23 protein-coding genes are annotated in these 24948 nt (G+C 43.6%); 10 read left to right on the top strand and 13 right to left on the bottom strand.

The features are described 5' to 3' along the window. Window positions 1-60: 60 nt before the first annotated feature. Entirely contained in the window at window positions 61-1905 is a 1845-nt protein-coding gene (locus DKT75_RS04170) for a SulP family inorganic anion transporter (protein ID WP_109822175.1), read from the top strand. A 98-nt stretch (window positions 1906-2003) separates the two neighbouring features. Here DKT75_RS04170 and DKT75_RS04165 read toward each other — a convergent pair whose 3' ends face one another. The 4 genes from DKT75_RS04165 to DKT75_RS04150 form a co-directional block, all read right to left on the bottom strand. Then, the gene (locus tag DKT75_RS04165; RefSeq protein WP_109822174.1) at window positions 2004-2438 is read right to left on the bottom strand and encodes a type II toxin-antitoxin system death-on-curing family toxin; all 435 of its coding nucleotides are present in this window, start codon (window positions 2436-2438) and stop codon (window positions 2004-2006) included. After that, window positions 2439-3449, bottom strand: a complete 1011-nt coding sequence (locus tag DKT75_RS04160; RefSeq protein ID WP_109822173.1) for a DNA-binding protein — start codon at window positions 3447-3449, stop codon at window positions 2439-2441. Window positions 3450-3604: 155 nt separating this feature from the next. Further along, window positions 3605-4351, bottom strand: coding sequence for a transmembrane anchor protein (locus DKT75_RS04155; protein ID WP_245923071.1), 747 nt, complete (start codon window positions 4349-4351; stop codon window positions 3605-3607). Between the two features lie 12 nt (window positions 4352-4363). Then, window positions 4364-5095, bottom strand: a complete 732-nt coding sequence (locus DKT75_RS04150) for a HupE/UreJ family protein (RefSeq protein WP_109822172.1) — start codon at window positions 5093-5095, stop codon at window positions 4364-4366. 666 nt (window positions 5096-5761) lie between these two features. On the opposite strand from DKT75_RS04150, the gene DKT75_RS04140 reads away from it, so the two are divergent. The 6 genes from DKT75_RS04140 to DKT75_RS04115 are packed head-to-tail and all read left to right on the top strand — an operon-like array spanning window position 5762 to window position 13111. Continuing rightward, the gene (locus DKT75_RS04140; RefSeq protein ID WP_109822170.1) at window positions 5762-7495 is read left to right on the top strand and encodes a copper resistance system multicopper oxidase; all 1734 of its coding nucleotides are present in this window, start codon (window positions 5762-5764) and stop codon (window positions 7493-7495) included. Window positions 7496-7510: 15 nt separating this feature from the next. Continuing rightward, window positions 7511-8503 carry a copper resistance protein B gene (locus DKT75_RS04135; protein ID WP_211665152.1) on the top strand — a complete coding sequence of 331 codons (993 nt, stop codon included), beginning with the start codon at window positions 7511-7513 and terminating at the stop codon, window positions 8501-8503. 34 nt (window positions 8504-8537) lie between these two features. Next, a complete protein-coding gene (locus tag DKT75_RS04130; RefSeq protein ID WP_109822169.1) occupies window positions 8538-8993 on the top strand; it encodes a copper resistance CopC family protein in 456 nt (151 codons plus the stop codon). A 58-nt stretch (window positions 8994-9051) separates the two neighbouring features. Further along, window positions 9052-9936, top strand: a complete 885-nt coding sequence (locus DKT75_RS04125; RefSeq protein WP_109822168.1) for a copper resistance D family protein — start codon at window positions 9052-9054, stop codon at window positions 9934-9936. A 21-nt stretch (window positions 9937-9957) separates the two neighbouring features. After that, window positions 9958-10509, top strand: a complete 552-nt coding sequence (locus tag DKT75_RS04120) for a DUF411 domain-containing protein (RefSeq protein ID WP_211665150.1) — start codon at window positions 9958-9960, stop codon at window positions 10507-10509. A gap of 52 nt (window positions 10510-10561) precedes the next feature. Then, window positions 10562-13111, top strand: a complete 2550-nt coding sequence (locus DKT75_RS04115) for a heavy metal translocating P-type ATPase (protein WP_109822167.1) — start codon at window positions 10562-10564, stop codon at window positions 13109-13111. Window positions 13112-13227: 116 nt separating this feature from the next. Here the strand turns inward: DKT75_RS04115 and DKT75_RS04110 are convergent, their stop codons facing one another. Both DKT75_RS04110 and DKT75_RS04105 read right to left on the bottom strand, forming a co-directional pair. Beyond that, the gene (locus tag DKT75_RS04110; RefSeq protein ID WP_109822166.1) at window positions 13228-14718 is read right to left on the bottom strand and encodes a DUF945 family protein; all 1491 of its coding nucleotides are present in this window, start codon (window positions 14716-14718) and stop codon (window positions 13228-13230) included. A 174-nt stretch (window positions 14719-14892) separates the two neighbouring features. Beyond that, a complete protein-coding gene (locus DKT75_RS04105) occupies window positions 14893-16143 on the bottom strand; it encodes an Hsp70 family protein (RefSeq protein ID WP_109822165.1) in 1251 nt (416 codons plus the stop codon). Between the two features lie 181 nt (window positions 16144-16324). Between DKT75_RS04105 and bluB the strand changes: the two genes are divergently transcribed. Beyond that, entirely contained in the window at window positions 16325-16966 is a 642-nt protein-coding gene (gene bluB / locus DKT75_RS04100) for a 5,6-dimethylbenzimidazole synthase (RefSeq protein WP_109822164.1), read from the top strand. Between the two features lie 60 nt (window positions 16967-17026). Here the strand turns inward: bluB and DKT75_RS04095 are convergent, their stop codons facing one another. Next, window positions 17027-17626, bottom strand: coding sequence for an ATP-binding cassette domain-containing protein (locus tag DKT75_RS04095; protein WP_109822163.1), 600 nt, complete (start codon window positions 17624-17626; stop codon window positions 17027-17029). Continuing rightward, complete coding sequence (locus DKT75_RS04090; protein WP_109822162.1) at window positions 17613-19181, bottom strand: ABC transporter permease family protein; 1569 nt, start codon at window positions 19179-19181, stop codon at window positions 17613-17615. Before DKT75_RS04090 ends, DKT75_RS04095 begins: the two co-directional genes overlap by 14 nt. A gap of 55 nt (window positions 19182-19236) precedes the next feature. Here DKT75_RS04090 and DKT75_RS04085 point away from each other — a divergent pair, with 55 nt between their 5' ends. Beyond that, entirely contained in the window at window positions 19237-20034 is a 798-nt protein-coding gene (locus DKT75_RS04085) for a phosphotransferase family protein (protein ID WP_109822161.1), read from the top strand. A gap of 23 nt (window positions 20035-20057) precedes the next feature. Here the strand turns inward: DKT75_RS04085 and DKT75_RS04080 are convergent, their stop codons facing one another. The 5 genes from DKT75_RS04080 to DKT75_RS04060 form a co-directional block, all read right to left on the bottom strand. Next, a complete protein-coding gene (locus DKT75_RS04080) occupies window positions 20058-20564 on the bottom strand; it encodes a GDYXXLXY domain-containing protein (protein ID WP_109822160.1) in 507 nt (168 codons plus the stop codon). Next, window positions 20557-21675 carry a DUF4401 domain-containing protein gene (locus tag DKT75_RS04075; RefSeq protein WP_109822159.1) on the bottom strand — a complete coding sequence of 373 codons (1119 nt, stop codon included), beginning with the start codon at window positions 21673-21675 and terminating at the stop codon, window positions 20557-20559. Before DKT75_RS04075 ends, DKT75_RS04080 begins: the two co-directional genes overlap by 8 nt. Further along, the gene (locus DKT75_RS04070; RefSeq protein ID WP_109822158.1) at window positions 21672-22655 is read right to left on the bottom strand and encodes a DUF2157 domain-containing protein; all 984 of its coding nucleotides are present in this window, start codon (window positions 22653-22655) and stop codon (window positions 21672-21674) included. Before DKT75_RS04070 ends, DKT75_RS04075 begins: the two co-directional genes overlap by 4 nt. Beyond that, window positions 22655-23470, bottom strand: coding sequence for a 3-methyl-2-oxobutanoate hydroxymethyltransferase (panB, locus tag DKT75_RS04065; protein ID WP_109822157.1), 816 nt, complete (start codon window positions 23468-23470; stop codon window positions 22655-22657). Before panB ends, DKT75_RS04070 begins: the two co-directional genes overlap by 1 nt. A gap of 80 nt (window positions 23471-23550) precedes the next feature. Beyond that, window positions 23551-23883 (bottom strand): FUN14 domain-containing protein, encoded by a 333-nt coding sequence (locus tag DKT75_RS04060; protein ID WP_109822156.1) that lies wholly within the window; start codon window positions 23881-23883, stop codon window positions 23551-23553. A gap of 119 nt (window positions 23884-24002) precedes the next feature. On the opposite strand from DKT75_RS04060, the gene dusA reads away from it, so the two are divergent. Further along, complete coding sequence (gene dusA, locus DKT75_RS04055; RefSeq protein WP_109822155.1) at window positions 24003-24944, top strand: tRNA dihydrouridine(20/20a) synthase DusA; 942 nt, start codon at window positions 24003-24005, stop codon at window positions 24942-24944. Window positions 24945-24948 lie beyond the last annotated feature (4 nt).

Below are 24948 nucleotides of genomic sequence, written 5' to 3'. Positions count from 1 at the left end.
TCTATTTGACGTGCTACACTAATATTCAACCTTCATATAATAAGATGGTAATTTCACACGATGTTCAATGCCTATCTAGCGTCACTACTGCACGATGCCGTACTTCGCCTTACACCTTTTAAACAATGGATTGGCGAATTAAAGAATCCTGACATTTTGAAGGCGGATATCATCGCTGGTGCGACCGTCGCACTTGTTTTGATACCGCAATCAATGGCTTATGCCCAATTAGCAGGCTTACCGCCGCACATTGGTTTATACGCCTCATTTTTAGTACCTATCGTTGCGGCACTATTCGGCTCGTCACGACAGTTACAAAACGGTCCAGTTGCCATCATTTCATTAATGACTGCTGCCGCATTAGCAACGCTCAACTTGAGTGTTGAAGAGTACATTATTCATGCTGCAATACTTGCCCTTATGGTGGGAGTGTTCCAGCTTGTCCTAGGCTTTTTGCGGCTAGGGATATTGGTAGACTTCCTGTCGCACCCTGTCATCATCGGTTTCACCAATGCCGCTGCAATTGTTATTGGTAGTTTGCAAATAGGAAAGCTGTTTGGTATTCCAATGGATAGCAGTCAAAACCTGTTTGATACCTTTGCAGATTTTCTCAGGCAAGTGCCGACGGATACTAACTTCGTCACATTGATAATGGGTGTGCTCTCGCTGTTTCTATTGATCTTGTTCCGCACTCAGTTTCCTAGGTTACCGGGCATATTGATTACGGTATTAATTACTATCGTCACCTCTTGGTTGCTTGGATACGAGGATAGAGGTGGTGCTGTCGTTGGTATGGTTGAGCCAGGCCTTCCTGCCATTGTTATACCTGTTGCTAATGACCTCCGATTCTCTGCGCTAGTCATGCCAGCCATGATTATTGCACTACTTAGCTTCGTTGAAGCCTTCTCAATCGCCAAAGCAGTGGCTTCAAAAACACGCCAACGTATCTCAGCCGACCAAGAAATGGTGGGTAAAGGACTGGCTAATATCGTTGCTGGCTTTACTCAGGGTTATGCTGTTTCAGGCTCTTTCTCTCGAACTGCGGTCGCATTTGACGCGGGTGCAAAAACAGGTTTTGCAGCGATAGTAACGGGTATCATTGTTGGTATTACACTACTGTTTTTAACGCCTTTGCTTTATCACCTACCATTGGCGACATTGGCTGCCATTATCATTATTGCTGTTTACGGCATGATTAAGTTTGAACCGTTTAAGCATGCGTGGCGAGTTAATCCACATGATGGATTTATTGCATTAGTTGTATTCCTATCAACGCTAGCATTTGCACCTCACCTTGAGAACGGTATCTTTATTGGTGTCGCATTATCTGTTGGTTTCTATCTATACCGCACCATGAAACCTCACTTCGCCGAGTTATCAAAAGATAAAGAAGGTGAGTTTCGAGACGCTAAAATGTTCGGCATGGAAACCAGTGAAACGTTTGCCATATTCCGCTTTGATGGTGACTTATACTTTGCCAATGCAGGTTACTTAGAGAAGCGTTTATTAAATGCTATTGCTGACAAGCCTAAGCTAAAAGCCCTTGTCTTGGACCTTGAAGCCGTCGATCAGATTGACTCTACAGGTGAAGAGATGCTTGCTCACATGGTTGAGGGTATGCATGAAATAGGTGTTACTTTCTGTATTAGCCGCGCTAAGTTTAAGCTTCTGGATGCACTAAAACGCTCCGGCTTATATGAGACCATTGGCGAGAAGAACTTTTATGGTAAGCGTATTCGTGCGATTTGGGACCTTAAGGAACGTCTTGGTGATGAGATCGACATTAGTCACTTAGAGTATTACAGACCTTCGGATCTTGCTGAAAGACCTAACACTGACCCTACGACAATTACATCGAATGAAACGATCAATGTTAGTCCAGTGAAACCAGAGCCAAAAGAGTAAGGTGACACGTAATTAATTAAGTAGTTATAGTCTATGCCAATAAAAAAGCCCCTCAGTTTGATGAACAACTGAAGGGCTTTTTTGATGGTGTTATGCGCTTAGATTAATACCTCAATTAGACGTAGTTTTAGTGACTCACTAAACTCTTCGTCATTGATGCAAGCACCAAGCATTTCCTGAAGCAATTCTTTACTAATACGACCTTCTGCCAAACTCACCGCATAGTTTTCAAACTCAAACCAAAAACGCTCGATACAGTAGTCATAACCGTTTAACTCCATGAAATACGCACCAAGGTACAAGCTCGCTCGCTTGTTTCCGTCATTAAACGCATGGAGCTTGTTAACCGAGAAAATAAGGTGGGCTAGCTTGTCTTCAAAGTTGGGGTAATAAAGGTCGTTTTGAATATGCTCTAACACACTGGCTAACAATCCTATTTCACGCAACCCTTCTAAGCCACCACTTTTATCAATAATGAGGTCGTGCGCCTCAATTGCCTGACGAATGCCAAAATAATAAATCGGCCATTCCATCTATCGATCCTTCAAGCGCTTAAAAACAGATAACACCTCTTCTTGCTCTAAACGCTCAGATAAGTTTTTGCTGGTTTCACCTAAAAACTTTTCAAAGTCTACTGCGGGGACTGACTGAATGTACCCTTCAAGTTTGTCGTGTAACGCATCTCTAAAACAAAGGTCACGACTGGCCATTCGTGTACGTGCACCTTCTATATAAGGCTTAATAAATGGGTTTGACTCTGAAGCCTTGAACAATTCTTCAGTCTCAGCCTGTGTAAGCTTTCGCTCAAGTGCTGCTGAGCGCTCTTTAAGTTGATCCGCAATACCACTTTCAAAGCTAGCAATAAGCTCCAATACTTCACTGTACATGGTGTCACGCGTACGACTTTTATCCGTAATATTTAGGATACGTCGGTACTCAGCGGCGTCTTCTTTAAAGATGGCTTGATAGATTAGATTGGTGAAGTGGCGGTACTTAGTGCCACCCATGTCCACATAGTCGCGTAAAGCGTCGGTGAAGAGCTTACGGTAACTGAACTCTTGGTAGGAAGCAGGTAGATAATCTTGAGCACGTTGATTGATAAAACGTGTGTGGCCGCCTGTTTTCTTAGCAATGACGTCGAGCACAATATCTAACACGCGAGAACGTATTTCTCTAGCGCGTTCGCTTTCAGTCAAGACCATCGCGAGGTTTAAAATAGCACGGAAATTAAAAACACCCAGAGTCGCAGCTTTCTCACCGACACCTGTGTCGGAGACATACTGTAACTTAAAGATTTTTAAGGACTTTCCTTTTAAAACACGATAGCCATTTGAACCGAATTCATCGGTGTGATTTTTGACATATCGCTCTATTGTGCGAGTATCAACACCTAATAATTCGGCTACTTTAGCTTTGGTATACACCTGCTCATTTTCAAATAACGTCCCTTTAAAATCAAAATGCTCTTGGATTTTCTCAAGCGCGAATGGGTTATTTAAAATATTTTGCCGATGAATACTTGAGGTGGTTAAATCTTTACTCACATAATCCCCCGTTGCGTCTTAGCTTTATCTGCCGACGAACGGTCCATCGTTCGACCCGAACAAGATACCTCGTTTTGTTTCATAAATAAAGACAAAATAAAACAAAAAGCGAACAACAAGTTATTCGTAGTATTTCTATATCTATCGTTAGAAGATTAAGGCTGCAGTACTTTCGAGTAAGCACCACGAGTGCGCAATGTAATAACGACCGGGTCAGCCGTGCGGTTTTGCCAATACCAGCCATGGTTTCCAGTGAACGCGGCTTTTAACTCACCTGCGTTCTCGGGCACTGCTCGGCCCTTTTCATAACTGATACTCTGACCACTTCCATCACCATGCGTATCGTGATTAACAACCTTACCGTTTGCGTTCCACTCAAACTCGGCAAGTTCGCCTTTGTTCATCACAAGCTTCACTTCAATTCCTTCGCCCGGCAACAGAATGTAATCCCCCTCATCTCGCCATAGAGAAGGCGTTACGTCACTGACAGGGGCGACTACTGAATTCTCACTTAGCATGGGTACAACTTGCTCGTCACCTGATTCTTTAATGGCAATGGTTGCAGCAATAGCCGTAAGTTGAGTTTGTATCGCGGCAAGCTTTTGGTTTATCTCCAACATACTTAAATCTACATCAGTATTGACCACTTTGGCAGCCGCCAAATCAGCCTCTGACTCTGTAACAAGTTGCTTTTTAATTTCCCCCATATCTGTCAAGCCAAGTGCACGACCAACACCCGTAGGGTCAATACCGTACTCAGCGGGCAACCAAACACAAGTCAAAATCGCACCTGCAACAACTGCTGCACCGAGCGTTGCTTTAAGTAGCCCACCTGAACTAGCACTCACACCTTGAACATATGATGCTTCAGTTGAAACAGATTCACTAACATTGGATTTCATCTAAAAATACTCTTAATTAAGGTGCGTTAGTTCTGTTACAACAAAACCTGCAATCTGTAAGCCCATAAGTGTAAAGCCTGCTACCATCATAACGATATTAGCAGCATAAGCTTGACGGGCGAATGAAGCACTCGCGCGCCAATATTTCATGACCAATAAAATGCTCGCTAACGCCAGTAATTGCCCTACTTCCACACCAACATTAAACGCCAACAAATTTGGAACTAAGCCATCAACGGAAATATCGTATTCGATAAGCTTCGACGCTAGCCCAAAACCATGCAACAAACCAAACACTAAAGTTGCGACTCTAGTATCGGGTTGATAGCCAAACCAATGTTTAAACGCGCCCAGATTATCTAACGCCTTATAAACGACAGAAAAACCAATGATGGCATCAATAATGTAACTGTTAATGCCAAAGTTGAAATAGACCCCAGCGAGCATTGTAAGAGAGTGCCCGATCGCAAACAGACTGACATAAAGCGCAATCTGTTTCATACCATGCAAAAAGAATATGACACCTAAAAGGAATAAAATGTGATCGTATCCAGTGACCATATGCTTGGCCCCAAGGTAGATAAAAGGAATAATATGAACGCCAGTAATTGCCTGAATGTAACCCTTATCACCTTGAGTGACCGCATGCGCCCATGCCGAGTCAGCCCAAAAAAGCATGGAAAGCACTATTAAAGTAAACGCCAAAGCCATGCGGCTAAAGGATAGTTGATGTGAGTTGGGCATTAGTTATGACTAAAATGTGGACTGAATACATAATCGTACCTCCCGACATGGGAGGGATACAACGTTAATATTTTAGTCGGAAGTTTATTGACAGCCTGATTATTATTCAACACTATACAAACCATGATACGGCACTTACTCATTTTTCTATTACTCATATCCTTCAATGCAAACGCCATTGCTGGGTCTGTGATGATGGTAAAAATGTCGACGACTTCGTCAGACATAATGGCTAGTCATCAAATGACGAGTAACAACTCTAGTGCCAAAATAATGAGCGTATCAGAACATTGCTCATCGCAATCATCAGCAATTGATGATGCCTGTGATGAAACACAAAGTTGTGGCATTTGCCTCTTCCATTGTGGTTCGGCTTTAATGCCGACAATCATTAGTTTTAATGTAACCCCTCACTATAGCCATGAATCGGTTTATCATTTTAGTGATGTCGCCAGCAGTCTTTCTCGTTTTCTTAGACCACCTAAACTCGCCTGAATCCTTTCAGCGCGGCATGATTTTAATTAATCCTATGTCGTTGCAGTACCTGATTACCTCTGAATAAATTCTGTATATAGCAGAACTAATGCTTAGCATAAATCCATCTTGTGGGTAGCTAATTCGTTCGAACGGTAATCTAAATAAAATTAAAATTTATTTGGATTCAGTATGAAAATCAAATCTACAAATAAGCGTATACCAGACCCAGCACGTCGACAGTTTGTTAAAGGTCTAACCGCGTCAGCTTTTCTCGCAGGACTTGCGCCTTCTAGTGTTTTTTCAGCACCTAAAACAACGAACAACCCAGTATTAACGGGCAATACGTTCGACCTGACGCTTGGTGAAATGCTCGTCAACTTCACGGGTAAGCGCCGCATGGCAACGACCATTAATGGTTCTTTACCCGGCCCAACATTACGCATGAAAGAAGGTGAGGAAATCACCATTCGTGTCACCAATAAAATGGCTGTCACCTCTTCCATACATTGGCACGGTCTGATTTTGCCTAGCAATATGGACGGTGTACCTGGGCTCAGTTTTGCTGGCATCAAGCCCGGTGAAACATATACCTATAAATTTACCGCTGTTCAAAGTGGTACTTATTGGTACCACAGTCACTCAGGTTATCAAGAGCAAACAGGCCTCTACGGGTCGATTGTTATAGAGCCGCGTGAATCAGATGTTGTTACTTACGACCGTGACTATGTGGTGCTATTGTCAGACTGGTCTGATGAAAAACCAGAGCATATTTATGCCAACCTCAAGAAACTAAGTCATTACTACAACATTAAAGAACGCACTCTAAAAGACCTTGCCAACGATGCCGCGGAAAAGGGCTTTAGTAAAGCACTTGATGATCGCAAAATGTGGAATCAAATGCGGATGAGTGATCGTGACATTTCTGATGTTACTGGTATGACGTACACCTTTTTAACGAACGGTAAAACACCTAGAGATGGATGGACTGGGGAATTTAAACCGGGTGAGAAAGTGCGCTTACGTTTCATTAATGCATCGGCGATGACATTTTTTGATATCCGAATTCCGGGCTTAAAAATGCAAGTTGTTGCAACTGACGGACAAAACATTCAACCCGTTGATGGGATCGATGAGTTCCGTATTGGTATCGCAGAAACTTACGATGTCGTGGTTGAGCCTGAAGCAGGTGCTTACACCATATTCTCTCAAGCAATTGACCGCTCGGGCTATGCTAGAGGTACTTTGACGAGTAACCCGGCACAACAAGCAGCCATTCCAGAAATGGATGCTGTTCCGACCTTAACTCATACCGATATGGGCATGGGCGGTATGGCAGGAATGGACCATTCTTCGATGGGCGGAGAAATGAAACACGACATGACAGGTATGGATCACGGTGCCATGGAAAGCTCAGGTGGTGTACCCGTAGTACGTGGGGCTCACGTCGATATGGTCGCTATGGACCCTCAAGTACGACTTGATGATCCTGGAGTTGGTTTAAGAAATAACGGACGTCGTGTCCTTACTTATTCGGACATTAAAAACCGTTATATGACTAAAGATACTCGTCCACCTAGCCGAGAAATAGAGCTACACCTAACGGGTAATATGAGTCGTTATATGTGGTCGTTTAACGGTGTAAAGGCTAATGATGCCAAACCTATTGGCTTACGTTTCGGAGAGCGTGTTCGCTTTACACTCATCAACGATACGATGATGAATCACCCTATTCACTTACATGGTATGTGGAGTGAGCTAGAGACCGGAGATAATAACTACCTTCCTAGAAAGCACACGATTGTGGTTCAACCTGGTGCAAAGATCAGCTATCTCGTGACTGCTGACGCCAAGGGACAATGGGCTTACCACTGTCACCTTATCTATCACATGGAAGGAATGTTCCGCCGCGTCATTGTGGCTTAAAGGGAGAACTTAGTTATGAAAAACACATTATCAGTTGTACTACTGGGCTTATGCATTTCGCCAGCGGCTTTTGCCAAACATAAACCAATGACAATGGACTGCTCACAGCCAATGCACGCAAAAATGTCATTTTGTAAGAAACAACTAGCAGAAAAGGAAGCTAAGGCTAAAGCATCCGCGGCAGTTGATCATTCCAAAATGAACCATGCTGCAATGCCTGCTAAAACAGAGCCTGCTGCGAAGATAGATCATTCAAAAATGGACCACTCTAAAATGAACCATGCTGCAATGCCTGCAGTCAAAATCCCTGTGAGTGACGGTGCGCTAGCGACGAATGTGCCTATGCCTTTTCCGGGCGCAATGCATATGAACGATGACCCAACACTCAGCAAAGTGATGATCGACTCTTTTGAGTATCAATATTCTGACAGTAACAACAAATCGTTTGCGCTGGATGCTGAAGCTTGGTTAGGTAAAGACCTTCACAAACTATGGCTTAAGACAGATATAGAGGCTGACGATGATGGGGAATTGGAAGAGGCCGAGCTGCAAGCGCTATACAGCAGAGCAATAGATCCAAACTGGGATATACAAGTCGGAGTGCGAAAAGACTTTGAACCCGTCGGTCGTGAATGGGCTGTGGCAGGTTTCAAAGGAACTGCTCCTTATATGATTGATGTGGACGCTGCTTTATTTTTTGGAAAAAGTGGTCAAGTAGGTGCTCGCTTAAAAACAGAGTATGAACTAATGCTAACTCAAAAAACTGCTTTAGCACCCTCATTTGATGTGAATTTTTACACCAAAGACGACCCTGAAATTTCTATTGGTTCAGGCTTATCTGATGCAAATATCTCATTACGTTTGAAGCATGAGTTCAAACGCAATTTTGCCCCTTATATTGGCATAAACTGGTCTAAATCCTTTGGTGACACCGCTGATTTTCTAAAGGATGAAGGCGAAGAGACATCTGATACACAACTATTGCTAGGCGTTGAAGCTTGGTTTTAACTACACACTTAAATTAATAAAAAGGAACAACATAATGAACATGTTAAAAACAGTAATGATCGCTGGCCTACTGACAGTTAGCGCATCAGTTATGGCACATACAGGCATCAAGTCAACATTCCCTGCAAACGAACAAATGCTAGAAGCAGCACCTGAGCAGTTAACACTTAGTTTTGGCGCGCCTGTTCGTTTAATGAAAGTAGTGTTAATGGATGGTGAACATAAAGACTTAGAGATCGGTTTTAAACCTACAGCTAAAGCTGACAAGTCTTTCAAAATTGCCGTACCTAAAATTGAAATGGGCGAGTACATGGTCAGCTGGGTATCTATGGGTAAAGATGGACACAAGATGTCTGGCGACTTTAGCTTTATGGTGCATGGTGAAGGTATGACTCATGACGGCGAGCATAGTGACGCTCACGAAGCACACGGTGAAAGTCATGATGAAGCACCTAAAGAAGAGCATAAAAATGACGGTCATGCTCACTAAACATTAAGCATTAGCGTGGAGTAGCAGTTGCTACTCCACGTTTAAGAGGTATTAAATAATGAGCGATATTTCGCCTTGGTTGGCCTCAATATTTATCAGTAAATTGCTACTCTATATTACTTTCGCAATGTCAGTGGGTGGTGTATCCGCCGCACTGATGATTCAACAATATCAGTTCAAAAAAACACCCTTTTTAAGTTATGCACTTACGGGAGTTGTTCTAGGCTTAGTATTTTCTAGTATCGACTTCTTGCTTCAAGTCGGCTCGTTTGCTGAGTCTGGTTTCTCCGGCATGTGGGATAAAATGTACATGGAGATCCTTTGGCAGTCAGGTGTAGGTATAACGTATAAGCTGCGTTTAGCGGGTGGTTTTGGCTTGCTCGTTTTATTAATTGCTATACGCTTTAAGTCGGTATTAACTAAGCCTGTTGCCTATACTTATCTTGCAGTTTCACTACTCATCGCAGCATCATTTACATGGATTGGTCACACTGCAGAACAAGCGACCTGGGTAAGATCAGCTTTAGTGCTGCATATTTTCATCGCTATGTGGTGGGTCGGATTCCTTTACCCGTTAAGAGTCTGCTGCCAAGCACTGACTGGTGATGAGCTAAAAAAACTAATGCACGAATTCGGTAAGCAAGCATCTTACTTAGTGGCGCTATTATTAGTTGCAGGTGTAGCTATTTCTTATGTGCTTGAAGGTAGCTTTACCACCCTTTTCACATCGACACACGGCAATATTTTATTAGTTAAACTGGGTGCTGTAGCCGCTATTTTAGCAATCGCAGCCTACCATAAACTTCGTTTAGTGCCCTCGTTGACAAACCATCAGTCAGCCTTAGCACTGCAACGCTCCATAAGCATTGAGATGGGTATCGCGCTACTCATTTTAATAATTACCGCCGCACTTAGTACGCTGGCTGGACCATCACATATTTAATCAATAAAAAAGGATGAAGTTATGAATACAATCATTAAAACAAACACACCAGCACTCCTAATGAGCATTATGATTAGCGTAATCTCATTCAGTCAGGCTGCCGTTGCGGCTGATGAAGCAGCGGCTAAAGCAACACCTGAAGCTCCTGCACTTGTCAAAACTGAAACAGTGAACAGCTCAAAACACAAAACAATGCCACTACCACTAGTGACTGTTTACAAAAGTGCGACCTGTGGTTGCTGCAACGCATGGATTGAACACATGAAAGACAGTGGTTTCCCTGTTGAGGCACATAACTCAAACAACTTAAATGAGTACAAAATTAAAGCCAAGTTAGGCGCAGGCTTAGGCTCATGTCATACCGCGTTTGTTGATGGTTATGCCATTGAAGGCCATGTACCAGCAAGTGATGTGAAACGACTGTTAGCAGAAAAACCAGACATCTCAGGCCTAACGGCTCCAGGAATGCCAATGCAGTCACCGGGAATGGCCCCTAAAGGCAGTAAGCCAGCAGGTTATGATGTGATCAGCTTTAAAGATGGCAAAGCTGTTGGTGTGTTTACCAAGTACTAATCCTGTAAGAGTCTCAACTCAACGTGCTAGCGTAATAAACTAAGGAATTGTGATGAAACATAGTTATCGAGTATCTGGAATGACTTGCGGTGGTTGCCGCTCAACAGTTGAAAGTACTCTTAATGCAATTGAAGGGGTAACACTTGCGACCGTTACCCTACCCGATCAAGCTGAAATCGAAATGGAGACGCATGTCGCTATTGAGGTCATGCAAAGTGCTTTATCCAGCGCGGGAAATTACTCAATAGAGATGTTAAATCATAGTCATGAAAAGGTCGATACAGCAGCAGATAAACCCGCCTGCTGTGGTAGCACCTCAAGTCATGACCATAGTCAGCCTGCACCTGAGTTGGGAAAAGATGCGGCGGGTAAATATCATTGCCCAATGCATTGTGAAGGCGACAAAGTTTATGACAAGGCAGGCGGCTGCCCTGTCTGCGGTATGGACTTGCTCAAAGTTCCAGACTTAACGCCTAAGACCGTGCAATACACTTGCCCTATGCATGCTGAGGTTATCCAATCTAAGCCCGGTTCTTGCCCTATTTGTGGTATGGATTTGGTGGCAATGCAGCCCACTGATGACGAGGAAGACCAAGCTTATAACAGCCTAATGCATAAGATGAAAATTGCTATTATTTTCACCTTACCCATCTTTATCATCTCCATGTCTGAAATGATTTCAAACGATCCATTGAACGCTCTCCTGTCTAAAAAAAGCTGGGACTGGGTGCAACTGATTCTCTCATTGCCCGTTGTCTTTTATGCAGGCTGGATGTTCTTTGAGCGTGCTTGGAAGTCAATCACGACACTCAACTTAAACATGTTTACGCTCGTTGGAATCGGTACGGGAGTGGCATGGACGTTTAGTGTGGTGGCGCTACTCTTCCCTGATATTTTCCCTGACCAATTTAAAACCGAATCCGGCACTGTCTTTGTCTATTTTGAAGCGGCGGCCGTTATTCTAACGCTCGTGTTATTAGGTCAGCTACTCGAAGCAAGAGCGCACAGCCAAACAAGTGGTGCGATAAAAGAGCTTTTACAGCTTAGCCCTACCGAAGCAACATTGATTACACCAGAAGGCGACAAGGTCATCTCCATTGACCTAATTAAAGTGGGCGATCTGTTACGCGTAAAACCGGGTGATAGAGTGCCTGTTGATGGCCAAATCACGAAAGGACAGAGTCACATCGATGAGTCGATGATTAGTGGTGAGCCAATCCCTGTTGATAAGTCGGTGGGTGATGAAGCCCACTCTGGCACGATCAATGGTAATAAGTCTTTTGTGATGAAGGCTGACAAAATTGGGGCTGAGACCCTACTCTCACAGATCATTCAAATGGTTAACAGTGCCAGCCGGTCTCGTGCCCCCATACAAAAACTGGCCGATAAGGTCGCAAAATACTTCGTACCTGCAGTGTTGCTAGCCTCGGTGATTACATTCATTGTCTGGGCTATTTTTGGGCCTGAGCCTGCCATGTCATTTGCTTTTGTAAATGCGATTGCAGTGCTGATTATTGCATGCCCTTGCGCCTTAGGTTTGGCTACTCCGATGTCAGTGATGGTGGGTATCGGTAAAGGTGCAAAAAATGGCGTGCTCATCAAAAATGCCGAAGCATTAGAGAACCTAAACAAGGTCGATGTATTGATTACTGACAAGACAGGCACGATTACAGAAGGTAAGCCTTCCGTTGAAAAGGTAGTCGATGCTAAAGGTCAGTTTGACGCTACCCTCCTCGGCTACATTGCGACATTGAATCAATACAGTGAGCATCCTTTAGCTGAAGCTGTTATAAAGTTTGCCGCTGAGAAATCAATCTCGTTACTGTCATCGACGGATTTTGAGTCAGTGATAGGTAAAGGTGTCATGGGAACAGTTGATGGCAAAGAAGTTGCCTTAGGTAATAAGCACCTTATGGACCAAGTCGGTGCAACAATCCCATCAGAAATAGATCAGCAAGTCATCGCTGAACAAGCGTTAGGGAAAACCGTTTCCTATATTTCAGTTGGGAAAGCAGTGCTTGGTTTTGTCACCATTACCGACGCTATCAAAGAAACCAGTAAACAAGCAATTCAAAGTTTACAAGCTCACGATGTTGAGGTGATTATGCTGACAGGCGACAACCAACGCACAGCAAAAAGCGTTGCTGATAGCTTAGGCTTAACGAGCTTTCAGGCAGAATGTCTTCCAGAAGATAAGCTCAAGTTTATTAAAGACCTACAAAGCAAAGGCAAGATTGTAGCAATGGCGGGGGACGGTATTAACGACGCTCCAGCACTAGCCCAAGCGGATGTGGGTATCGCAATGGGGACTGGGTCTGACGTTGCTATCGAGAGCAGTGAAGTCACGTTAGTCAAAGGTGATCTACTGGGAATTGTGAAGGCTAAGAACCTAGGTACGGGAGTGATGCAAAACATTAAACAGAACCTGTTTTTTGCCTTTATCTATAACGCACTTGGTGTGCCTATCGCAGCAGGCGTGCTTTACCCTTTCTTTGGGTTATTGCTGTCGCCAATGATTGCAGCATTCGCTATGAGTTTAAGCTCGGTGTCGGTTATTACTAACGCGCTGCGTTTAAATAGAATCAAGTTGGACGATGACTAAGAGGGAAAAGTTTGAAGTGGTTGGGTCGCTGATCAGCTTTACCACTTAAAAACCAGCCGCTGCTCGAGAGTGAGTAGCGACTGGTTCAATGAACTAACTATTTATAAACGCTAGTATTACATACCGCCCATCATAGGTAACGGATTACCATTGATAAGTAGCTTGCCGTCAGTGATTTTCACATCAGACTTAAACGTCTCACCGTCTAAAGTAACAAAGTCAGCAGCCATCATTTGAATCATTGGCGTTACGCCTGCTTTGTCAGTAATACCTTTAGCCAAAGACACATCACCACGACCCACTAAGATAGCCAATAAACGACTAGGATCTGGCGCACCCATTAGGCCCATTAGCTCAGTTTCGCTTAGCTCTAGACCTGGCTTAAAGCCAACATCTACGTCAGCATCCAAGTCACCTTCAGTCGACTTAGCGTGGATTTCTAGGTTAGCTGAACTTGCGTTCTTTACTAGCAACTGAGCAATACCCAGTGCTTTACCTTGAATCGCTTCTGCAGCTGCTTGACCTTGGTCACCTGCTTCAACTAACTGCTCAATTAATGCTTGATACTGCTCCATAACTTCTATAGAAAAGCCTTTAAGCTTGATGCCAATCTCAGCGGTTTGTACATCTACAGGAGAGCGCATCATTTGCATGAGGCTTGGGTCTAAAGTCGCTGAATATTTCGCATGGATATCGAAATCAGTACCACTGTTTTGCTCAACTGCCGAACTAAACGATAGCTTAGGCAGCTTAATAGCTTCTGGTAAGTTTTCACTCTTAATCTCTATGTCAGAGAAAGATACCTCAGCACTTCCCACTGAAAAGACATCTGTTCCTTCTGCATCTTTATAGGTGCCTTTTGCGTCCATTTTCTGCAACGAAAAAGAGCCTTCATCATCTCCGATTACACCTTCGATAGCACTAGAGCTAACAGAGTAAGTACCGCTACTTAAATCAGCTTCACCCTTGCCTTCCATATCAATAGTAAACGGCTTTAATACAAAAGCTTCGCCATTAGAAGGAGTAATTTTTAGCTGTTGAATTGCCGCATCACCTGTAAAGGTAGATCTGTTCTTTGCATCTGGCGAAACACTGTTAATAACAGCACCCGCAAAATCTAGGTTTGCGCCATCATTTTCAAATGAGATTGGAGCAATCACCGCATTATTTTTCATATCGCCCGCAAAGCCGATAATCGTACTCATGATAATCGTGTCTTCGTTGATTGATTCAGGCAAGTCAAAACCAGATAAGTCAGGACGAGTCACAATGCTTGAAGCACCAAAGCCTGCGTCACCTAAATAAGGGCCATGCTTCACATCACTTGTAAAAGGAATCGTGTAAGTCTTAGCGCCGTTAAGATTTAAGTTAGCCGTAAACGTTACTTTTCCTGTCGCTTTAGCATTTAGGTAACCTTTCTCGTAAGAGTCTAATTCAAATTTAGCTTCTGACAACTGAGGATTCGCCGCTAAAGCTTTTTCCATCTGCTGGTTTCCCAACTCGATGTACTGCTTTGCTGCACTTTCAACTTTTGATCCAATAACAAACGGAGCAGCAGCACCGCCAACGATTGCAATTAGAGGAACCGCAATTAATAGCTTTTTCATGATTATATTTTATATTTAAGTGAAGTGATTACAGACTATAGCTTGCTCGTTTAGATCGAGCAAGCAGCCACTTGGTAACATTTTTCGTGGAAATAAGACTGAAAGTCATCACGTCAACTCACAGTTAGATCAGCGGTTAAGCAACTTGGATTAAATTAACAAACTGATTATTTATTAGGCGAAACGGTTTTGAGCATCAATACTCAATCCCATTGCAACACTATTAAACACATCACCGTTGACTATCCGTGCGTCTGAAAATTCACTCATGACCGTTTCTTGTAACTTCTTAATGCGCGTTGTTCCACCCGTGAAGAAAACCGCATCAACCTGTAAGGCAACAATACCAGTATCTTTTAGCAGCTGATTAATGACCGTATTGATCTTATTCAGGTCATGATTGATCACGTTTTCAAAGTCACCCTTAGCTAAATCTATACTCAAGCCCTGCTCGATAAAGCCCAACTCTAATGTCGTTTTAACCTCGTCTGAGAGATACTTTTTGCCATTCTCAACCATCTGCAATAAGTGATGACCTTCACGCTTTTCCAGTAAGGTTCTCAGTCGCTTTGTTTTGGCTTGATCATTCGAGGTGGACAGAAAACGACTCATATCAATCATCGCTTCTCTGCCATACATATCATTTATTTTGTGCCACGTTGATAAGTTACGGAAGTATGACGTTGGTATCTCAATGTCACTCCCATTCATCGTTCGCACTGTCGTGTGCAAGCCAAAACTAGGCATGACATGGTTGTAGTTAAGTAAGCGATCAAAGTCAGTTCCACCAATATGCACACCAGAAGAGGCCAATATATCGGTTTTAGTGCCGCTTGCTTCAGGAGAAATTTTGATGAGTGTGAAATCAGACGTACCACCACCAATATCCACAATCAGCGCCAACTCTTCTGTTTTAACCGTTTGCGCGTAAGACAAGGCTGCGGCGATAGGTTCGAACTGAAACTCTATGTTCTTAAAGCCTTCTTTTTCCGCAATATTGCGGAGTGTATCTTCTGCTAGCTTATCAACGGTATCGTCATCGTCGTTGAATCGCACAGGACGGCCCAATACAACGCTATCAATCTCGTGACCCTGCACGCTTTCCGCTTGGCGCTTCATATTCTTAATAAAGAAACCAAGAATATCTGAAAATGGCTTCATTTCATTAAAAATATTAGTTTTTTCTTCCATCAACGACGAGCCCAACACTGACTTGAGCGAGGTCATCAAACGACCATCAATGCCTTCGATGTAGTCTGCTATTGCCTGTGTTCCAAATACAATCTCATGCTCTTCCGCATTAAGGAATATCGCTGAACGAAGGTACGTTTTGTCATCATCCAACATCACCATTTGTAACTCGTTATTTTTATAAATACCGATTGTCGAGTTACTCGTACCAAAGTCTAAACCACAAAATGACATAGAAAGTCCTAAAGGTTTTTTTAAATTGACCGAATAGTTTACCTGATATTGAGCATCTTTTTACAATCAAAAACGCTAATTACGAATGAATCACATAATTCATTCAACCTTCATGCCAATAGTTTGGTTAATACTCAATAACCACCTATGATGTGGGCCACTTGAGGTAGGTACTTACCAGATGAAAAACAAACAATTTACAGTGGATGACCAAGCGATTCTTGAAGAAATCATGCTGTACCGTCGAGACGTACGCGGTAATAAGTTCCTATCAACCCCTGTCCCACAAGAAGCCATACAGAAAATCCTCATGGCTGCATCGCTCGCGCCTTCTGTAGGATTCTCTCAGCCTTGGGAGTTTTTAGTGATTCGCAATGAGGAGACTAAAAACAAGGTGGTGGAAAGTTTCGAGACAGAAAACCAAAAAGCTAACGTACTCTTTGAGGGTAAGAAAAAGTCACTCTACTCTCAGTTAAAGCTCGAAGGCATTCGTGAAGCGCCTGTCAATATTGCAGTTTACTACACCTCATCGAAGAAGCCCGTGTTAGGTCAAACCTCGATGAAAGAAGCGGGCGAATACAGTGTTGTGTGTGCTATTCAAAACATGTGGTTGATGGCTAGAGCCATGAATATTGGTCTCGGCTGGGTAAGTATTATTGACCCAGAAGTGGTGAAAGGAATTTTGAAGTCATCGCCAGATAGCAAACTCATCGCATACCTGTGTATTGGTTATGTCGATGAGTTTTTGGAAAGCCCTGAACTTGAGATGCTGGAATGGGAAAAGCGGAAAGAGCTGCAATCCGTTGTGCATTATGATGACTAAACCACTTTAAGGTCTAACCCAACCGTGACTTACCTCGTCATCTGCCAGCCTTAGTGCTGGTTAGCCAAGTACTAAGTTCCAATCCCCTACTCGCTCCACATCTTCATCTTGATGTGTCACCAGCAGTACTGTTTTGTTTGTCGCCTTTGCTGTCTCACGTACCCAGTCATTAGCAATCAGTCGTGTGGTTGAGTCTAGCTCTGCAAATGGCTCATCAAGTAACACAATCGGCTCTGGCCTAAGCAACGTACGCAAAATAGCGATACGCTGACGTTGACCGCCTGACAGTTGCATCGGTGGCTTGTCTAATTGCTCAGCAATTTCTAATACTGCCGCTGCTTGCTTTATCCGTTCGCTTATATCTTCGCCCTGCAAGCCAAACTGTAAGTTTTGCCACACGCTTAAGTGTTCAAATAAATTATGCTCTTGGAACAACATACTGACAGGACGCTGTGTCACTTTTTTATGGAGTAGCGACTCACCTTGCCACGTAACATCACCGCTGTACGCTTTTTCAAACCCTGCAATAACATTGAGTAACGTGGTTTTACCCACACCACTGCGTCCTTGTATCGTAACGATCTCGCCTGTTTTGACGCTAAAATCGTAATCTAATACCACCTTTTTTAAGCGAACTTGTAACTGGCTAACCTTCAACATGGTGGCGACTCCGTTCAAAATACAACACAATAAAAGCACACATCAGTAGCAAAACACCTGACGCTAAAGCAGCCTCTGCCAAACGGTAACTCCCCGCATAACTGTAGATCAACCAAGGTAACGTCAACCATTTATCATTCCCAAAAATTGCGAATATAGCGACATCACCCATAGCAAATAAAAGCACCAGAGAAAAGCTAAACATCACGGTACTTTTCATCCACGGCCATTCAACTTTAAAGCGCGACCAGCCTGTTAGTTTTAACGAGTCAGCCAAGCGACTGTACTGCTGATCAAACTGCAATAAGCGTGGTCGTAAATGTTGTGACGAAAAAGGTACGATAACCGCCGCATTAAGTAGAACCACAAAAATGATGCCCCAGTTATCCAAGTCGACTCTCGTTAATAGATACACATATAAACCGACTGATAACACCATCGCTGGAGCGAGCAAGGTGTGCATGGCTAACCACTCATAAACCAACTGTAAATAACGTTTCTTTTCAATAGCAGCCTGCCTGAGCGGCAATAGCGTCGCGTAAGAAATCACCAAGGCTAAGCTTGCGCTCACAGCCCCTATCAGCAAAGTCATTAGCGTTGGCTTTAGAATGGAAAGCCATTCAAACTTTTGCCAGTTCACTTCTAAAATACTTGGGATGAGTGATAATAGTGGTAGTAATAACACTATCCAGACAACAGCATATAACAGTGCATGGCAAACGTTGGTCAACGCACTGACTTGAGGGGTAAAACGTCGAGCAGATGTATCCGCTGATAACCAGTTTACAGAGCCCCAGCGAGAGACCATGATGTATAAAATGCCCGTAATTGAGAATTGTACCCACGCCAAAGCGAGTGCTTCAGGAATATTAAAATCATACTTTAACGCTTGGTAGACAGCGACTTCTAACGTCGTTGCTTGTGGCCCACCACCCAAGGCGAGTACCACCGCAAAACTATTAAAACACAGTACCGCTATGAAGCTAAACAAGCGTAAAAAACTACCTTTAAGCGCTGGCCATTCAACCCACCGCAACCGCTGCCAGCCTGACAATTTAAGCTGTGTTGCAAGCTTCAAACTCGTGCCAGGTATGTTAGTCATTTGCTGAAAAAGCACCCGTATAGCAAACGGCATATTTAAATAAATATGGGCGATCAAAATGCCATGTAGGCCGTATAAGTTCCAGTCATCACTCAGCAAATAAGTAACAAAACCTGAACGCCCTAGCAACACCACGAGACCTGTAATCAATACCAAGGTTGGTAACACAAAACACAGTAAACAGAGGCTTAAAAAACTAGAGCGAAACGGCAACCAATTAGAATAATAAAGTGCGCGCGCAATCGGCCATGCTAAGACAACCGACAGTAAGGCACTAAGTCCAGCCTGCTTTAAAGAGAAGCTCAGAATTGACCAAAAGTAGGAATCGTGTAATAACGACCAATCTGCGCCGCTGCCACTGTGGGACGCGCCGTAACCCATCAGCCCGTAAAATGCGAATACGGTCAGGGAGGTCAGAAATAGAAGACTAAATTTGCCAAAAAACTCGGTCATTTAGGCGCTCAATAAGGCGAAAACGCGATTATAAAGCAAGCGATGAGAACATACTATGCAACCCGATTGGCAACAGTACTTAAACCTTAAACACGGCAAAGACTATCAATGGAAAAACTTTGCTAAAGGCAGTAGCAATACCCTATACCGTGGCGTGTGTGGACACGATAATTTAGTGGTGCGAGTCAATGCGTCAGCTGAGCTAACACCGGGTGTTGACCGTGCTCGAGAAGCGTCATTATTAGAAATAATTACTGGCAATACTTGGTCACCTAACATCATTGAAAATCAACCTGAGTGCGGCTGGTGCGCCATGCAGTGTTATGTGCCATTTACTGAAGAGGTATTATCCAAGCAGCAAAAGTTACAGCTCATCAAGGCAATGACTGATTTGCAATTAATAGATATTGAAAACCTTGAGTCACCACAGGCGCTCGCTATTCAATACGAAACGCTGTGGGATACACTCTATTTGCCCGAAGCAAAGCGTCAAAATAATTTTCAGGCGTTAGTCTGGATAGCGAAAATCAAACGACTGCTGAAAACACTTCCCGATGTCCCTTTTTGCTTTGTTCACCACGACCTGCACATCGGTAATCTAGCCGTGAATATAACCACCTCACCTGAAACACTGGTTTTATTAGACTGGGAGTATGGTGCTATTGGTAATCCGTGGATTGATGCAGCAGCATTGAAGTCGTTATTAGGCATTTTAGATGAAGATATTGCGACACTTCCCGCCTTTAATAAACTCTCAAAAGCGTCATTCGAGAAGGGGTTGGCTCAAGCGATTGAACTATACAATACCATCGGTAATATTTGGCACTGGCTAAGAGCTCAGAATAATACCTGAGCACTTTCAAGCCTTAGCCCATCTTAGTCCAGTAGCGGCTTAGTAATTTCACCTAACTGTTGAAAGTCCTTATCTCGCATTGCCACAAGGATAGAGTCACCATTCTCGGCAACTTTAAACTCACCGAACTTAGCATCTTCATATAGCAACGCTTTACCTTCTTGAAAGAAGAAAGCATTAGTTGCAAAGTTGATGCTGTTATTACGCTGACGATACAACATACGTAGCTCATCACTTGCCAGCGCTTCGCCATTATCTAGACGAATAAATTGACCGACACCACGCTCGTCTCTTTTCAGTACGACAAAACCATCTTTCTCAGTCGCTGCTTTTATCGTTTGTCTTGCTTGGCCAGTCACTGCAAATCGCAATGCCATATAGTCACCCTGCATTAAAGAACGCGGGTCAACAGGTGCGAGCTCAAGATAAATACTCTGGCCGCTACTCACCAACGCTTCTCTAGAGTAAATGGTGTAATTTAACAGGCCCAAAATCAGCAAGCCGCAGACTAACACTAAGACTTTACGCATGCTTATTTACTCCTATTGGCCATACATAATTCATCACATAACGCACAACCAATAACCCCAAACCACTCGCGACTAACAAGCCTGATTTTTGTAATAAATTTAACTCAAGGTGATAATAGAATTGGAAAAAAAACACAACGAGAATGACTAGTCCCAGACCCGACAACACTCTATTTGAATGAGCAAAGCCTATCAACACAAGTATGATTCCGACGGTAAAGCCCGGTACAAACAATCCTATGTAAACCGCTAAGATCGACAATAATATAGCGGCAATACCGATGCCTGAAGCCCAGTTACCCGCACGTTTTAATAGCACTAACACTAAGCCCAATAGCACCGCACCTGTTGATAATGAAAATAAGCGCACCGGTAAAACATCGACTGAGCTTGATAAACCAAATGCACGGCGCCAGAAACCTGAGTCAAACCAGAGATAACTCTGATGATCAGACCAAAGAAATGTTTGCACAAATAACAGAAGAACGCTGATAAACACCAGCGCATAAGCGGGTGTTGTGAGCTTATTACCTAAGGTTGCCCAATTAAACTCTTGTAGCCATAAACCCACGCCTCCAGCGAGTAAGATACTCAGTGTAAACGCATGCAACCCATACATATTCATGAGAAACATGACTGACAAGGTTATTAATAATGCTGACCACATACGATGCAGATAATTAGGAATCACAAAAAACAGCAGTAACTGCAAGCAAATGGTCACCATCGATAACATACGCAAGCGATCAGAAAAATTATCGCCACTACCGAATATATTCAGTTCGCTCAGGATACTAAACACCAGTAACGACTGCCCAGCCAAACTAATTGCAAATGCAAACTGCGCTAGAAAGTCATTTTTCTTTCCTGCGCGATAAATTAGTACCGCCACCAAACAAGCGCCTAGACCTAAGATACCGGCTGTAGATGTAAAACCAATCAATAAGCCGAAGACACTAAAAACTGCACCCAGTAGGAACAAAGCGCCAAACCAACCTGCGATACCCAGCATGGTTCGTACGTACCAAGGCGAATTATCATTAGCGACAACCGGCTCCTCACCACTAACAAGACCTTTATGCGTTAGCTCCTGCCATAACGTCTGACTCATGACTGCTCTCCTAACACAACGCTGCGTAACCAATAGGCTCCGGCAGCTGACAAACCAATAATCACTGCGCTCATTATTAACAATGAAGCAAACGCATCGGCACCAGAAAATAAGAAGCGCCCTAAGAACACACTGACGATGGCAATCACAGACAACACACCAATCGATAACACGTAAACATCTACCTCAACGTGTCGATACCAATAGTAAGCCAGCGCCATCCAACCGAGCCAAGCTAATACACCATACTGTGAAAACGATGACTCATCAGAGCCTAACAAGTTTAAAATCGCTAGCGTCGACGCCAAACCACCACTCACTGTCGCAAGCAAACGCGTCATCCAGCGGACTTTACGACGGTCAGCGCCTTTCGTAACCACCCACTCCCAAATCAGCAGAGCAACGGTATTCACAACGAACAGTATCCAAAGCATTTGTTCGCCACCTAACAAAACATGAAATAAACCGCCAAACACTTGATAATAGAGAGAGATGCTTAAATTGAGCAGGAGTAACCAAAAGACCCACAGCACATCGAAGCGAGCTAATAATGCCCAAGGTAAAATCAGTACACACCAGACAGTAAATAGCTCATAGGGGTCGGCACCTGTTTGATAGGTCTGCCCAATCAACGCGAGTAACACACCGACAAAAATGGCGGCCATCATTAACGATATTTTCCCTGACAGCTTTTCTAAACCTAACATCCAAAATGCTACCAAGGCAGCAACGATAGCGCCCTGAACTAATGCAAACTGGGCGAACCGACCAAGGTCATCCCAGTTGTAGGCAAAGAAAAACACAACCCCGCTAGCTACAAACAAAGCGCCTACATAGAGTAGTAATTTGTCTAGAAACCCGCGCCAGTCACTGACTGTCGGTAAAACGCCACCCACATTTAGCGCATCTTTTAGCTGTCGGCCATCAATCGACGACTGTTCAGCCCACTCCAGCAATAACTGGCGATTCGTTTTTCTCATTATTCGTAACTATGCTCAGGGCCAGGGAATGTTCCGGCTTTAACTTGTGAGTGATACAGGGCAATCGCAGCTTGAATATCACCGTCGGTGTCTGCCAAGAAGTTCTTAACAAACTTCGCAGGACGACCTGGCCACATGCCAATAAAGTCATGCCATACCATGATTTGTGAGTCTGTTTTAGCACCTGCACCAATCCCAATAACAGGAATGTGCAACGCCTTAGTAATACGCTCCCCTAACTCTTCTGGGATGCATTCCAACAACAGCATACTTGCACCAGCTTCTTGCAACACTAACGCTTCATCTACCATCGTCTGAGCGGCATCTGGGTCACGGCCTTGCACCGAATAGCCACCTAAGTGATTAACCGATTGTGGGGTTAAACCCATATGTGCACACACTGGAATACCGCGCTCAGATAACAAACGTGTTGTCTCAGAGAGCCATGCTCCACCTTCTAGCTTCACAATATGAGCCCCTTCGCTCATCAATGCCGCTGCATTTTTCAAGGTGACATCTTCTGAGTAGAAACTCATGAATGGCATATCCGCCATGATCATACTGCCCACGTTACCGCGACGAACGCAGCGAATGTGGTAAGCAATATCATCAATCGTCACTGGCAAACTACTGTCATGTCCTTGGATGACCATACCCAACGAGTCACCCACCAAAATAACTTCAACACCCGCCTTACTAACCGCATAAGCCGAACAGTAGTCATAAGCCGTTAGGCAACTAAACTTTTCGCCCTCAGCTTTAAGCTTTGCCAGTGTTTTTATAGTGACCGTTTGAGGTGTGTTGTGTACAGACATGATAACTCCGTATGCTAATCAAAAAATTTAATAGTATCAGCCTATGTCGGTAGGCTAATTTTATACAGCAATAACCTGTATTACTTTTTTCGTAGACCCAAAAATAGACCTAGACCTGCCATGGAAGCAGATGATAAATTGGCTGTCGCAAAATTCTTTAGTCCACCAAGGTGTGGTGTAATCCAAGTAATGATGCCGTTATAAACCGTTTCAAACCCCGCCCAATGTACCTCAATCATGCCGTTGTACTGCAGCACAAATAAGATAAGTAAGATTGTCCCCACTAGAAAAAACATAATCTTTAAGAAGGTCTTTACCGCAAAACCGATGGCAAATCCTACGAAAAAACTAAACCCCATATACGCCGCTAACGCGACCCAATTTCCAGCTTCAACTGACTGTTGTGGATCCATTATTATTATCCGTCATTAAATATCTCTAATAATTCTATCGTGTTCGGTTATAATTTGCCTCTTTTAAAAAATCGGCAACCGCTTTGATAGACTCCCCTAGACGCTATTGCGTGGCCCCAATGCTAGATTGGACTGATCGCCACGACCGTTATTTTTTACGCCTAATTTCCAAACATGCCTTTCTGTATACAGAGATGGTAACGACTGGTGCATTAATACACGGTGATTCTGATCGTTATTTACGATTTAATAATGAAGAACATCCTGTTGCACTACAATTAGGTGGTAGCGACGTTGCCGACATGACTGCCTGTGCTAAAATGGCAGAAGATTTTGGCTATGATGAAGTCAATATTAATGTCGGTTGCCCAAGTGATCGCGTACAACGTGGGGCCTTTGGTGCCTGTTTAATGGCTCAACCTGAGCTGATTGCTGAGTGTGTTGACGCGATGCAACAAGCCGTTTCAATTCCTATTACCGTGAAGAACAGAATAGGAATAGATGAGCAAGATGAAGAGGTTAGCTTACGTAACTTCGTTAAAGTCGTTGCTGACTCTGGCTGCAAAACATTTATTATTCATGCACGTAAAGCATGGCTAAAAGGCTTAAGCCCAAAACAGAATCGTGATGTCCCACCATTGAATTACTCACTAGTATATGAGATAAAGCGGGAATATCCTGATTTAGAAATTATCATTAATGGGGGAATAACAACGATTGAAGAGTGCCAAGAGCACCTTAAGTTTGTTGATGGAGCAATGGTTGGCCGGGAAGCCTATCACAACCCATATCACATGATTGATGTCGATGCAGCGCTATATAACGACCCCCATCCTATAGCGACACGCCAACAAATATTACAACAGTTTATTGAATACACCGAGGCACACCTTAGCGAGGGAGTCCCTCTGAAACATATGAGTCGTCATATTCTTGGATTATTCCAAGGCCAGGTGGGAGCCAAGGCATTTCGACGCCATATCAGCGAGCAAGCACACAAAAAAGGTGCGGGCATTGAGGTATTGATAGAAGCAGGAAGCTTTATCAATCATTCGGAGTAGTAGA

This window comes from Leucothrix arctica (assembly GCF_003172895.1).
GTDB lineage: Bacteria > Pseudomonadota > Gammaproteobacteria > Thiotrichales > Thiotrichaceae > Leucothrix > Leucothrix arctica.
This window is presented reverse-complemented; position numbering and strand designations above follow the sequence as displayed.